This is a genomic window from Streptomyces sp. NPDC057623 (assembly GCF_042800355.1).
In the GTDB taxonomy this organism is placed as follows: domain Bacteria; phylum Actinomycetota; class Actinomycetes; order Streptomycetales; family Streptomycetaceae; genus Streptomyces.
The window spans coordinates 1-12,044 of the sequence record NZ_JBHVGZ010000135.1 but is presented as its reverse complement, the minus strand read 5'-3'; the positions used below and the strand labels follow the sequence as shown (position 1 = coordinate 12,044).

At 66.4% G+C, this 12,044-nt stretch carries 15 protein-coding genes; 7 read left to right on the top strand and 8 right to left on the bottom strand.

Annotated elements, in window-relative coordinates; translation table 11 throughout:
* Window positions 1-649: 649 nt before the first annotated feature.
* The 6 genes from ACFU95_RS49955 to ACFU95_RS49930 form a co-directional block, all read right to left on the bottom strand.
* On the bottom strand, window positions 650-907 hold the full coding sequence (locus tag ACFU95_RS49955; RefSeq protein ID WP_383844276.1) for a hypothetical protein: 258 nt from the start codon (window positions 905-907) through the stop codon (window positions 650-652).
* 477 nt (window positions 908-1,384) lie between these two features.
* Window positions 1,385-1,762 carry a hypothetical protein gene (locus ACFU95_RS49950; RefSeq protein WP_383844273.1) on the bottom strand — a complete coding sequence of 126 codons (378 nt, stop codon included), beginning with the start codon at window positions 1,760-1,762 and terminating at the stop codon, window positions 1,385-1,387.
* A 23-nt stretch (window positions 1,763-1,785) separates the two neighbouring features.
* Window positions 1,786-2,217, bottom strand: coding sequence for a restriction endonuclease fold toxin-2 domain-containing protein (locus ACFU95_RS49945; RefSeq protein WP_383844270.1), 432 nt, complete (start codon window positions 2,215-2,217; stop codon window positions 1,786-1,788).
* Window positions 2,218-2,348: 131 nt separating this feature from the next.
* Window positions 2,349-2,819 carry an NUDIX domain-containing protein gene (locus ACFU95_RS49940; RefSeq protein WP_383844267.1) on the bottom strand — a complete coding sequence of 157 codons (471 nt, stop codon included), beginning with the start codon at window positions 2,817-2,819 and terminating at the stop codon, window positions 2,349-2,351.
* Between the two features lie 2 nt (window positions 2,820-2,821).
* A complete protein-coding gene (locus tag ACFU95_RS49935; protein WP_383844279.1) occupies window positions 2,822-3,541 on the bottom strand; it encodes an XRE family transcriptional regulator in 720 nt (239 codons plus the stop codon).
* A 75-nt stretch (window positions 3,542-3,616) separates the two neighbouring features.
* Entirely contained in the window at window positions 3,617-4,480 is an 864-nt protein-coding gene (locus ACFU95_RS49930) for a GntR family transcriptional regulator (protein WP_383844264.1), read from the bottom strand.
* Between the two features lie 160 nt (window positions 4,481-4,640).
* Here ACFU95_RS49930 and ACFU95_RS49925 point away from each other — a divergent pair, with 160 nt between their 5' ends.
* The 7 genes from ACFU95_RS49925 to ACFU95_RS49895 all read left to right on the top strand — a co-directional run bounded on the left by ACFU95_RS49925 (window position 4,641) and on the right by ACFU95_RS49895 (window position 10,518).
* Window positions 4,641-4,994: a hypothetical protein gene (locus tag ACFU95_RS49925; protein ID WP_383844261.1), complete on the top strand. Its 354-nt coding sequence runs from the start codon at window positions 4,641-4,643 to the stop codon at window positions 4,992-4,994.
* Window positions 4,991-5,182 carry a hypothetical protein gene (locus tag ACFU95_RS49920; RefSeq protein ID WP_383844258.1) on the top strand — a complete coding sequence of 64 codons (192 nt, stop codon included), beginning with the start codon at window positions 4,991-4,993 and terminating at the stop codon, window positions 5,180-5,182. Before ACFU95_RS49925 ends, ACFU95_RS49920 begins: the two co-directional genes overlap by 4 nt.
* A 1-nt stretch (window position 5,183) precedes the next feature.
* Window positions 5,184-6,593: an FtsK/SpoIIIE domain-containing protein gene (locus ACFU95_RS49915; RefSeq protein ID WP_383844255.1), complete on the top strand. Its 1,410-nt coding sequence runs from the start codon at window positions 5,184-5,186 to the stop codon at window positions 6,591-6,593.
* Between the two features lie 37 nt (window positions 6,594-6,630).
* Window positions 6,631-7,392, top strand: coding sequence for a DUF2637 domain-containing protein (locus ACFU95_RS49910; protein WP_383844252.1), 762 nt, complete (start codon window positions 6,631-6,633; stop codon window positions 7,390-7,392).
* 152 nt (window positions 7,393-7,544) lie between these two features.
* Window positions 7,545-8,990, top strand: a complete 1,446-nt coding sequence (locus ACFU95_RS49905) for a replication initiator (RefSeq protein WP_383844248.1) — start codon at window positions 7,545-7,547, stop codon at window positions 8,988-8,990.
* The gene (locus ACFU95_RS49900; RefSeq protein ID WP_383844245.1) at window positions 8,990-9,214 is read left to right on the top strand and encodes a helix-turn-helix domain-containing protein; all 225 of its coding nucleotides are present in this window, start codon (window positions 8,990-8,992) and stop codon (window positions 9,212-9,214) included. Before ACFU95_RS49905 ends, ACFU95_RS49900 begins: the two co-directional genes overlap by 1 nt.
* On the top strand, window positions 9,214-10,518 hold the full coding sequence (locus tag ACFU95_RS49895) for a tyrosine-type recombinase/integrase (RefSeq protein WP_383844242.1): 1,305 nt from the start codon (window positions 9,214-9,216) through the stop codon (window positions 10,516-10,518). Before ACFU95_RS49900 ends, ACFU95_RS49895 begins: the two co-directional genes overlap by 1 nt.
* A 112-nt stretch (window positions 10,519-10,630) precedes the next feature.
* On the opposite strand, the gene ACFU95_RS49890 is transcribed toward ACFU95_RS49895, so the two are convergent.
* A complete protein-coding gene (locus ACFU95_RS49890; protein WP_383844239.1) occupies window positions 10,631-10,906 on the bottom strand; it encodes a hypothetical protein in 276 nt (91 codons plus the stop codon).
* On the bottom strand, window positions 10,906-12,044 hold a 1,139-nt coding region (locus tag ACFU95_RS49885), incomplete at its 5' end, for a polymorphic toxin-type HINT domain-containing protein (protein WP_383844236.1). The genes ACFU95_RS49890 and ACFU95_RS49885, both read right to left, overlap by 1 nt.

The following is a 12,044-nucleotide window of genomic DNA, read 5'->3' as shown; positions in this document are numbered from 1 at the left end:
GCCGGTGGCCGTTCAACTATGCGGGCACCATCCCGATGCCGGAGCAAACCCCCGGATCAGGTCGAACCCGTACACCACTTCTCTGGACGCAACCTTCGAACCCGAGACCTACGCATTACGAGGCCACAAGTGATCGTGCCGCCTGATGACGGATGATGCCGCGGGATGCTGTTGTGCCTGATCAGAGCGTGCGCGTCGTACTTGATGCTGGCACCTCGTGCTGCACTATCCAAAGGCGTCCGGCCACCCGTTGGCCACCCCAGGCCATCATCGCTGCACCTCAACGCCTGCACGCAGCAGTTGTCGGGCATCCACAGGTTCCAGCAGGGCCGAATGCGGGGCACCATTGCCTGAAGTTCATACTCTTCCTTGCCGCCCATTGCTTTCAGAAGAGAACTAGCCGGATGAGAGTGCTCAGCGCGATCACTGTTCGACGGCCGCCTGGCTTCTGGGATGCACACAAGGCAGGCGAGGTTCGCTCCGGTCAATGAGCGGGAGCCTCAGAGGGCCGATCATGAGTGGCTCTGCAGACCGAAAGCATCGGGTCCGAAGGATGTCTGCCGCCGCAAAGTGTTGCGGCGGCAGACCTTGCCCATCAAGTCCGACATTTCAGATTTTAGGAGCGACTGACGGCTGGCGACTGGCGGGGCTAGGCCGAGTCGTCATTGGGCATCTCGCCGAAGTCGCCCAATTCACCGATCAACCGCTGCCGGGCCGCTTCCAGTTGCTCACCGTAGGAGGCTTCGAAGATCGCCGACAGCTGCGTTTCCAGTGACCCGCTGATGCTGAACAGCGGAGACCAGACAGCACGATCGTCGACGACCGCCACAAACTCCTTCTGGTGCATGACACGATCCAGCCAATCAGACAGGACGAGCGCCTGGTCGGCCGTGAGCTCAATCTTCACAGAACTCCATTCTCGCGCAGGTGCCTCAACTGCTCACCTTGGGACCGCCATCCTCCGAGGTACTCTCCGACGTTCGGACCGCTCGCGGCGAAGGAGGCGTGCAGCCCCGAGTCGTCCACGAAGTGGATGGCCGGCATTTTCCGGTAGGCACCCTCGGTCATGCGCGTTCCCGGGTTCTTCACCAACTCCTCGTTTCTGGATGAACCTCTTTCCGTTCGCCTTTTTGTAGGACCCGATCACGACTCCTCGGCGTGCATGATTCCCTGGTCGTCCTTCCTCATGCAGTGATGCGGAAGCCTGTCCTCCGAGATACTGTTCGTGCCACATCCGGGCCCACTGTTGTGCACGAGCACCGCTGAGGGGTGCGACGACCACTAGAACGGAAGCATTCGCCTGTTGGGGCTTCAAATTCGCGGCGTGCATTTGAAGCCCCAAACAGAATGATCGACGAGGGTAGCCGCAGGCTGGACCGCAGAATCAATCTGGGATGGATGCCGCAATCTCGCGAGCTGAGGCGCCATATTCGACGTCTACTTGAAACGAATAGACATCGTCACACATGGCGAACTCAACTTCGCTAGGCATGCGCCTTCGGAACCAGGAAGCCAGTTCTGCTGCCGCATCGAGATCGCCATCAATGTAGAGGCATGTCCCCTCTTTATTGAGCCACGCTTCGACCTCATGACCGCGAATATGGGAGATCCATCGAAAGCCACGCCCTTCGACCTCCTCATCCGCATGGGTTTGATCCTGGATTTCGGCGTCAGACCATTCTTGCGAGAGAATCTCGGCCATCTCTCTCTGCTCGACTTGCCAGTCGACATCTTCTCGGCTTGCGAACACGAGGTAAGTCACGCTTCCTCCTCACTCCTCCGACCTCAAGGCACCACTGAAACACTACCGGGCACACCATACTTCGCCATCATTCCTTCGAAGTACGGCACCGCAGCACTGTTGTTCGTAATGATTCTCAGATTGGTGTAGTGATTTGCACTGTCCCCGATCACGGCCGCGTAACGCCGCATCTCATTTGCGATATCCCTATCAATGAACCCTTGCACCTTCGCGTTCTTGATGCCTGGCGGAATGAATGGACTTGACTTACTACTGACGAACTTTGCGTCAATAATCGAGGTCCCAGAGACGCCATCAGCCCAAATTTTTTCACCTCCACCACGCAGGCGAACTTCAATCATCCCTGCAACAGACATCTGGTAGTCGCGGGATGCTCCCTTGCCGACAGCAGCTCTGAGATCACTCACACCACAGCCGCTGTTGTGAACAAGCACCGGCGTAGTGCCCGCCAGCACATAGTACGTGTGCTACGCGAGCCCCTCAACCTGCTTTTTCGCTGGTCAAACCCAGTTTGCTGGTCCGGCGACGTGCGTGGGTGTCCGTGGTTGTGCGGGGTTGTTGCCGTCAGCTACTGCCGTCAGACAGTTCAGCCCAGGTACGGCTTCTCGCGGTGTTCCAGGAAGTGCTGGATCCTGAGCCGTTGGGTGTGGTGCATCGGCAACTGCTCGATCTCTTCCGGCGGCACGAACCGGAGTTCGGTGGACTCGTCGGAGATAGCCAACTGACCGCCGGTGATGCGGGCGTTGAAGCAGACGTTGAACTGGCGGCGGACCTCGCCGTCGGTGTAGGCGATGATGTGTTTCGGGTCGGTGTAGGTGCCGACCAGGCCGGTGATCTCTACGTCGAGGCCGGTTTCTTCCTTGACCTCGCGGACGGCCGTGCCTGGCAGGGAGTCGGTGAGGTCCATTCCGCCTCCGGGCAGGGCCCACAGGTCGTTGTCGCGGCGGCGCTGGAGGAGGATGCGGCCGTGGTCGTCGGTGACGACGGCGGATGCGGCGACGACCATGCTGTTCGGCTTGGGCGCGTTCGGGTCGTCGTAGTACTCGGTGCGGGCCACGGTCAGCCTTCCTCTCGTACGGGGGTTGCTGTCGTCCACACGGCGTCGAAGCTCTCGGCGTAGGTGTCGAACATGCCGCCTGCCTCGTGTCGGCGAAGATGCCATACGGGGGCTGCGTAGGCGTTGACGCCCCAGACGTGTGCGTTGACGAGTTGCTGGTCGTCGGCGCGGTAGAGGGAGTTGTAGAGCGTGGTTTCGTGGGTGCGGACTTCGATGCCGGGGGTGCCGGCGAGGGGCCTGTAATGCATGAGCGCGAGGCGACAGCGGGATTCGATGCCGTGTCCGAACCGCTCTTCCTGGCCGCGGGCTTGGACGGTGTCGCTGTCGGGGTCCCCGATCGCGATGCGGACGGTGCAGCCTTCGGCGGCGCGTTCGGTGAGGAGTTCGTTCAGTCGCGGGTACGCCTCGTGGAGAAAGACTGCCGCGTAGACAAGGATGTCGATCCGTTCCCGGGCCTGGGCCATCAGGTCGGTGAACGTCGAGGCGGGGATGTCGGCCCGCTGCTCGTAGAGCGCGACCAGTTCGGGGCTGATGGCGCGGGCGGGGCGGGCTTGGCGGAGTGCCGGCCAGAGTGCGTGCACGTCTTCTCCCAGGGCTTTGGCCGCCTGGAGGGCTGTGGCACGACGTGGGATACGCCCGAGGTTCACCCAGCGCTCGACCGACTTGGGGTCGACCTCCACCTCCTGGGCGAGGGTCGCGTACGTCCAGCCTCCCGCCGCCATGACGGCTCGTAGTCTCTCGATCAAGTAAAGAAACTCTGAACAGCTCACCCCCTGGCCGAGCTGTCAGCCTGGTCGTCAGGGGCCCTGCTGGCGGCGCTTCTTCGCGCCGGCGAGTCTGTCTTCGAGTTCCTTGCGAGCGGCTGCGGGATCGTCGTGGAGCGGTGGCGCGAGTTGGCCACGGTGGGCCAGTTCGCTATTGATCTTCCGACCTTTCTCAACCGCTGCTTGGTACGCCGTGCGGGCCTGGTTGAGCTCGTCATGGATTTGGTCGGCAAGCGCTTTGAGCTCGGCGTCGGAGAGGTGCGCGAACTCGCCGGCGGTCCTACGGGCCTGGCGTTCGACCTCCTCGCGCTGGAGGTGCTGGACGACCTTAGAGCTGTAGTTCTTGCCGGGTGTCGGGGCGGTGCGGACGAAGACGCCGCGTCCCTTGACGGCGTAGATCAGCCCCTCGCTCTTGAGGAGACGAAGGGCGTTCTGCGCGGTGGAGTTGGCGATGGTGAACCGCTCTTGCAACTCACGAGCGGAGGGCAGCTTGCTGCCCGGCGGGAAGAGTCCTTCCTTGATCTCTTCGCGCAGGGTGTCCGCGGTCCGGACGAAGGGGGGGCGGTTGTCCTCTACGCGGGCCGAACGCCACCCAGTAGGGAAGGGACCGTCTCCTGCCGCGCCTTCGTCGCCTTCCTTTTCTTCGGTGTCCTGTTGGTCGAGGGGCAGGCTGACGTAGCTGCCCCGGCCGAGGACGGAGTAGACGAGCCCTTCCTGCCTCAGGACGCGCAGGGCGTTTTGGACGGTGGAGCTGGCGACGCCGAACCGCTCTTGGAGATCGCGCGCCGACGGCAGGCGCTCACCGGGCCGAAGCTCGCCGCTCAGGATGGCGGCCCGCAGCACTTCGGCGGCCTGGAGGTAGGGGGGCCGCGGGTCGTCGTCCAGGGGCAGGGTCATGGGCCAACCGTAGCGTCCGTAGCGCCTGCCGCACACGCCCGCACCACCGCCCTTATCGACCGTCCCACCTATGCGTGCGTTGCATCCGTATCGCCGTAGCGCTATGGTCATCGTCGAGTCGATCAAGCGGCTCCATCTCGAACGATGAGGATGTGATGGCATGGCCATGTCTCGAATCCGTGTTGCCCTGCTGCCGTCGGCGGTGTGCATCGCGGGCACCGAGCCGGTGCTGAAGATCAAGGACCAGCAGACCGGGGAGGTCGCCACCGACCGGGAGACCGGTGCGTCGCTGTACACGGTGACCGTGATGCTCATGGAGGACGGCCGGGCCGAGGTCCTGAAGATCACGGTTCCGGAGACGGGCCTGGCGACGGGGCTGAAGCCGGGCGTGATGGTGCGGCCGGTGGAGCTGTTCGCGACCCCGTGGGCGCGGATCTTCAACGGGCAGCTCTCGGACGGCGTCGCCTACCGCGCCACCCGCCTGGAGCTGGTGACGGCGGAGGCCGCTCAGTGACTGGCCCCGACAGCCAGGGGCCGCAGCGTGCGCTGCATGTGCTGCGGCCCCTGCCGGGCACTAAGGGCAAGGCCACGTTCTCCGCTTCCGGCGCAGTACTCGCCCGGCTCGGCCTGACCCCGGCGAATGCGGCCGGGCTCGATCTGGCCGACGTGCTGCACCTGATACGCGCAACCGAAGGGGACTGACATGGAGAACCTGACCGATCACGCACCGCAGGTACTGCTGGTCGTGGCCGTGCTGGTAGGCGTCTGGCCGTGCTGGAGCGTCGCGCGCTACATCCGCGCCGACCGGGGCACGCGGGTCAGCATGCGGCAGGCCGTGCGGGTGCGCTTGGGCTGGGTGCGCCTTGCGCGGATGGCCGGACTGACGGTCACCGACAAGACGCCGGGCCTGCTCGCGCAGATCACCGCGCAGAAGGACGGCCCTGCCCCCGCGCCTCGGGTGCTGACTCCCAGGATCAAGGTCAAGCCCGACCGGTTCGGAGTGATCGTGCGGGCCCGGACGCTGCCGCAGGTCGGGCTGGAGGAGTACCAGAAGGCGGCACGGTTCCTGGCGGACGCCTGGCGGTGCACGCGGGTCTCCGTCCTGCCGGACGGCCCCGGCCGGGTGGTGATCCGTGGCGTGCGCTCCGACCCGTTGACCACGCCGACCGAGCACCGTCCCACCGGCCGCCCGCTGGAGGAGGTGTCGCGCTGGGAGCTGGGGGTGGACGAGTACGCGGCGCCCGTGTGCGTGTCCTTGGCGAATGTGCCGGGGGTGACCGTGGCCGGCACGCCTGGCGCGGGCAAGACCTCGGCGGTGAACAGGTTCGTCTGTGACCTCGCGCCGTCGGCGGCCGTGCAGATCGTGGGCTTCGACGGGAAGGTGTCGCGGGCCGAGGAAGGCGACTACGCGGACCTGTTCAAGCGGATGTTCGCGTTCTGCGGTGACGACCTGGACGAGGCGAACGCTCTGTTCAAGCGCCTGGTTCAGCTGCGTCGGCGGCGGTCGTCGGTGATCCGTGACGTGCTGGGTGTGAAGAACATGTGGCACGTCGGCCCCTCCCGAGTGTGGCCGCTCACGGTGGTGCTCATCGACGAGGCGCACACGTTCTTCCGCGAGTACAAGGGCAGCGACGCCGAGACGAAACGTTTGGCCGCGCTGACGGCGGAGAACGCCCGGCTGGTGGAGGACCTGGTCAAGAAGGGCCGCAGCGTCGGCATCCTGACCATCCTGATCAGCCAGAAGACCACCGGGGATGCCATCGCGACCTTCATCCGAGACGTGTGCCCCATCGGGCTGTCCTTCGCACAGAAGACCGTGGAAGCCGCGGTGGCCGCACTCGGTGACGACATCCGCAACTGGCCCGACGCCAGCCCGGTCACCTTGCAGGACCCCGCCTACGTCGGCGTCGCGGTGATGGCCATGCAGGGCCGCCCCGGCTACACCCGCATCCGCACCCCCTACGTCTCCGACGCCGACGCCGCCCGCGTCGCGGAAGCCACCTCCCACCTGACCGCCGACCCCGCCCTGTGCCTGGACGCCCTCCTCGATACCACCGGCCACACGAACCCCGGCGACGACGACGGCCCGGCCGTCCCTCTGTCCAAGCCCTGAACGTCCTGACCCCACGCCTTGAGAGGAGGTTGAGGATATGGCGGAGGAACGGTTCACCCGGCGCACCGTGACAATGGTGATGGCCGTGATCGCGATCCTGGCCTTCGTCTTCTCCTTCGGCAACGTCTGGGCGCTGGCCCTGCGGCTCGGCGTCCCGCGCCCGATCGCCCCACTGATCGCACCCATGGTGGACCTGTCCGTCGTCGGCCTCCTGGTCGCGCTCAGGTTTCTGACCCTGCGCGGTGTCCCCAAGGCGGAGCTGAAGGCCGGCACCCGCCTGCTGCACCTGTGCGGACTACTCACCCTCGCCCTGAACACCGCCGAACCCTTGCTGACCGGACGCTACGGCCGCGCCTGCCTGGACACCGTCGCCCCGCTTCTACTCCTGGGCTGGGGCCACGTCGGCCCCGCCTTCCTCGCCCACTTCCACACCACCCGCCAGGAGGAAACGACCACAACCGTCACACCCGCCCCCATCGCTGAGCCAGCGCTCACCACGGCGCCGGCTCCCGAGGCCGCGGCCCCGGCCCCGGCCCCTGAGCCGGCCCCCGCCGCGACACCTACGCCACCTTCGGCCGAAGTGCCTGCCGTGATCGAGGTGCCCGACTCCGCCCCCGCCATCAACAAGGCGCCTGCCACCGGCTCCCGCCCGGCCCTGCCCGCCGCACTGCTGAATGCGGCCCGGCGCATCGCGGACACCCACCACGCCGAGCACGGAACGCCAGTCACCGCCGCCCAGCTCGCAACCCGCATGGGCGTCGCCCTGCCGGTGGCCACCGCCGCCCTCGCTCAGCTCTGAGCCACCCCGGCAACCAGCCGGATCACCTCTCCCTGAAATCAACGCCCGCACTTGGGCCTGGTTCGCCATGCCCCGAGCAGCCCCAACACGCCCACAGATCCGGCTGGTTGCTGCTCGGGGCCACCCACCCGAACAGAAGGGACACGCCCCGAATGGTCACCCTGGACCTGCGCCACGTGGCAAGCCCCGCCGTGCGGGACCTGCTCCACCTCGTCAACCACCCCGACTTCAACCGCACACAGCAGCAGATCGAACACCTCGGCGGCTGCACCGAACCCGTCCGCCTGACCGGCCACACCACCACCGTCGACACCACGACCGGCGAGGTACTGCGCTCCTACACCACGTCCGAGGAGCCCACTGGCAGCCTGCTCACCACGTGCGGCAACCGCCGCGCCTCCCGCTGCCCGGCCTGCTCCCGCCTCTACGCCGCCGACACCTACCACCTCATCCGCGCCGGCCTCTCCGGCGGCAAGACCGTCCCCGACACCGTCCGCACCCACCCCCGCGTCTTCGCCACCCTCACCCCGCCGTCCTTCGGCCCCGTCCACAACCGCCCCACCACCCCCGGCGGCGACATCCGGCCCTGCCGCTGCCGCAAGCTCCACGAACCTGACGACGCCCTGCTCGGGACGCCGCTGAACCCGCAGACGTACGACTACGAGGGCGCGGTCCTGTTCAACGCCCATGCCTCCGCCCTGTGGGCCCGCTTCACCACCTACCTGCGCCGGGAACTCGCCGCCCGACTCGGCATGACCCAGAAGGCCGCCCACGCGGTCCTGCGGGTCTCCTTCGCCAAGGTCGCCGAATACCAGCAGCGCGGCCTGGTCCACTTCCACGCCGTCATCCGGCTCGACGGCCCGGACGGCAACACCACGTCCCCGCCGCCGTATGCCACCGTCGCCGTACTCACCAACGCCATCCGCGCCGCCGCCGCCCGGGTCCGCATCACGGTCACTTCAGACGCGATCGGGGAACGCGAACTCGCCTGGGGCGAACAACTCGACGTACGCGAGATCGCGGCCTTCGGCACCGACGCCGAACTCAGCGATCAGGCGGTGGCCGCCTACGTGGCGAAGTACGCCACCAAGTCCGCCGACGCCTCCGGCACCCTGGACCGCGCACTGTTCTGCCGCCCCTGCCAGGGACGCGGCGCCACCCTCCTGCCCCACGGCACCCCGATCCCCTGCACCGCGTGCGACGGCAGCGGGCAGGCCCGCCCGCTGCCCCGCCTGGCCGTCGCCCGGCACGTGCGGCAGATGATCCGCACCTGCTGGGAGCTGGGCAAGCTGCCCGAGTTCGCCGATCTGAAGCTCTGGAAGTGGGCCCACATGCTCGGCTTCCGGGGCCACTTCTCCACCAAGTCCCGCAGCTACTCCACCACTCTCGGCGCGCTGCGCGACGCCCGCCGCATCTGGCGCACCGAACAGGCCCGAACCCATGCCGGCCTGCCCGAGTCCGACCCGACGACCACACTCGTCGTCGGTCGCTGGGACTACCTCGGCTCGGGCTACAGCCCCGGCGCGGCCCTCCTCGCCGCCGATGTCTGGCATCGCAAAGAACTGGAACGACAGTTCATCGCCGAAGGGAGCTGCTGATGGCCTCGCCCCCGCCCACCGTCCTCCACGCAGAGGCGGCACCGGCGGTGGATCTGCTCACGGTGCCCCAGGTGATGACCCGACTCCAGCTCGGCCGCTCCGCCGTCTACGACCTCCTCCGTACCGGCCAGCTCTCCTCGATCACCCTCGGCCGCGCCCGCCGCATCCCCACCCACGCCCTCGCCGACTTCATCCGCACCCGCCTCGACCAGGAAGCCGCCTGATGACCACGCCCCGAGACACCCCCGCCTCCCGCCGCGTCCGCGCCAACGGCGACGGAACCGTCTACCAGCGCAAGGACAGCCGCTGGGAGGCCGCCGGATACGTCCTCGCCCCCGGCAACACCCGCAAGCGCGTCCGCGTCTACGGCACCACCCGCAAGGACGCCCTCGCCAAGCTCACCGAAAAGATCGCCGCCAGCAACCGCGGCGTCCCCGCACCCTCCGCGCAGGGCAGCCTGGCCGCGTACCTGACGTACTGGCTGGACAACGTCGCCTTCCACCAGCTCCGCGAGAACACTCACACCCGCTACACCGCCGTCACCCGGCTCTACCTCATCCCCGGCCTCGGAAGGAAAAAACTCGCCAAGCTCACCGCCAAGGACGTCCGCACCTGGCTCAACCAGCTCCGCACCACCTGCCAGTGCTGCACCCGCGGTATCGATGCGGGCCGCGACCAGCCCGTCTGCTGCGCCGCTGGAAAGTGCTGCTCCAAGCGGCTCTCGCCCCTGACCCTGACCTACGTCCACTCCGTGCTCAAGTCCGCCCTGGAGCACGCCGTGCGCGAGGAGGAGATCCCGCGCAACGTCGCCCGCAACGTCCGCACCGGCACACCCAGACCCCGCCGCTTCGAACCCCTCACCGCCAACGAAGCCCGCGCATTCCTGGCCGCCACCAGCGGTCACCGGTTGCAGCCGCTGTTCGAACTCGCCCTGCACACCGGGCTCCGCAAGGGCGAACTCCTCGGCCTGCGCTGGGAAGACCTCGACCTGGCCGGCGGAACTGCGAGCATCCGCCGCACTCTCCAGCGCACCAACTCCGGCGGCCTGACCGCCCTCCCGACCAAGACCCAGAGCTCCGAACGCAGGATCGCCTTGCCGACGCCGTGCCTGCGCTCCCTCGAACAGCACCGCAACCGGCAGATCCAGGAACGCGAAGCAGCGGGCAAAAACTGGCAGGACAGCGGCTACGTCTTCACCCGACCCAACGGTGCCCCGATCGAAGGGGCCACTCTTACCCGGCACTTCACCGCCCTGCTCCACCGGGCCAGGATCCGCCGCATCCGGTTCCACGACCTCCGCCACTCGGCGGCGACCCTCCTGGAGCAGGGTGTGGAACTCGTCGTGATCAAGGAACTGTTGGGCCACGCCCACATCGGCGTGACCGCGACGGTGTACGCCCACGTCCGGCTCCGCCTCCAACGCGACGCCATCGACCTTCTTGCTAACGCCCTCCGCAACCCCGCCGAGATCACCGGCGAGCCCGACGACGGCGACGAACCACCCCTTTGCGAAGTCTCCGTCCGCTGACGTTGCCGTCAGCTACTGCCGTCAAGGCGGGCCTGCGCCTCGAAGAGACTCATTTTGAGTCTCGCGCAGGCCCGCCTTCTCGTGCGCCGAAGGCCCTTGGTTCGAACACGCGTCAGCGCAGAAGTGAACGCATCCGCTGCGCAATTTCTGCCGCCCCCGCTTGCACCTGAGCATCACTGAGCGTGCCCGGGATTGGATCACCCTCACCCGCATAGTGATCATGCGCCAGATAAAACAGGTCAGTGGCCAACCGATAATGGTCGGGCGACGGATACGATCCCGAATAGTGCTTGTACAGGGGAAGGCATACCGTCGAAAAATCAACCGCCGACAGCCTTCCCTCTGCGACCGCAGAGGCAAGCACCAGGAACGGCTCTAGCTTGGCCATCACAACTTCCCGTGCATCGTCAGGTACCAGAACTGGTCTGATCCTGGATCGGACTTCCAGGCGCCTAGCATCTTTCCACTATCGAGATCGACGGAGACATGCCGCCCTGAATTCAGATCCACATAATGCCGAGCCGGAGTTCCCCGATAGGTTCCCGCGATCTGAACGTTCCCAGGGTGCTTCACGAAGTCCCCTATCGCGTCAACGAACGCTTGCTTGGTTGCCTTGCTTTCCTTCCCCATGATTCCGAAGTCTTCAGCGTGCTTGAAGTGGTGGGGAACGCTGTTCGAATCAATCCACGCAGATCCGCATCCGGGACCACTGTTATGCACGAGGACCGGCGTGTCCCCCGCCAGCACATAGTACGAGTGCAGATCTTCGACCGTGAGGTTGTAGGTGCGAACGTGCCGGGTGAACGGCCTGTTCGCCGTCACGGTGACGTTGCTACCGTCGTCGGTGCGCAGCGTCATGCCGGCCGTAAGGTCGGCGGCTTCGATCCAGCGCTGCTGGGAGGGCGACCAGAAGGGGTGCTCGTAGGTCGCAGTCAGACTTTCCGTTCCCTCCTCCGTGGCGAGGGAGAGTTCGTTGAAGTGCTTGTCGCTGTCGGTGACGATGAGGTGCGTGACTTCACGGAGCCCGGTCTCGCCTGTTTCGGGGTCGGTGGCCACCACTTTGTCGCCGACCTTGATGTCCTCGATGTCCTTGGTCTTGCCTTCGGCCATGAGGACGTCGGTCCCTGCAAGGAAGCAGTTGCAGTCTCCGGCGACTCCCTTGGAACCCTTGATGCCCACGCCGCCAGTGATCAGGGCTCCCACGAAGCTCTCGATCAGCTTGCCGCGCTCGTACGCCTTGGCGTCCTTCATGCATGCGTTGAAGTTGGCCAGGCAGTAGGTGGCGGCGATGTGCTTGGCCTGCTCGACGTCATCGCTGGTGAGGAGGAAGCGGAGGGCCTTGGCGCAGGCGAGTTTGCCGAAGCATGCCTGAGCCGGCCCGCTGTTCTCCATGACGGGCGTGTTCCAGTAGTCGCCGTCCGCGCAGTGGCCGTTAGAGGCTGTTGTCGTTCCGATCTTGAGGGGTGTGGACCGAACGGGAGTTTCGATGGGGTGAGCTAGCCTGTCCGCCGTGGACCACGCCCCCG

Coding starts and splice junctions, on each gene's coding strand:
- ACFU95_RS49890 (WP_383844239.1), bottom strand. CDS start 10,906: ATGGCCAAGCTAGAGCCGTTCCTGGTGCTTGCCTCTGCGGTCGCAGAG.
- ACFU95_RS49905 (WP_383844248.1), top strand. CDS start 7,545: ATGGTCACCCTGGACCTGCGCCACGTGGCAAGCCCCGCCGTGCGGGAC.
- ACFU95_RS49910 (WP_383844252.1), top strand. CDS start 6,631: ATGGCGGAGGAACGGTTCACCCGGCGCACCGTGACAATGGTGATGGCC.
- ACFU95_RS49895 (WP_383844242.1), top strand. CDS start 9,214: ATGACCACGCCCCGAGACACCCCCGCCTCCCGCCGCGTCCGCGCCAAC.
- ACFU95_RS49925 (WP_383844261.1), top strand. CDS start 4,641: ATGGCCATGTCTCGAATCCGTGTTGCCCTGCTGCCGTCGGCGGTGTGC.
- ACFU95_RS49900 (WP_383844245.1), top strand. CDS start 8,990: ATGGCCTCGCCCCCGCCCACCGTCCTCCACGCAGAGGCGGCACCGGCG.
- ACFU95_RS49930 (WP_383844264.1), bottom strand. CDS start 4,480: ATGACCCTGCCCCTGGACGACGACCCGCGGCCCCCCTACCTCCAGGCC.
- ACFU95_RS49935 (WP_383844279.1), bottom strand. CDS start 3,541: ATGGCGGCGGGAGGCTGGACGTACGCGACCCTCGCCCAGGAGGTGGAG.
- ACFU95_RS49915 (WP_383844255.1), top strand. CDS start 5,184: ATGGAGAACCTGACCGATCACGCACCGCAGGTACTGCTGGTCGTGGCC.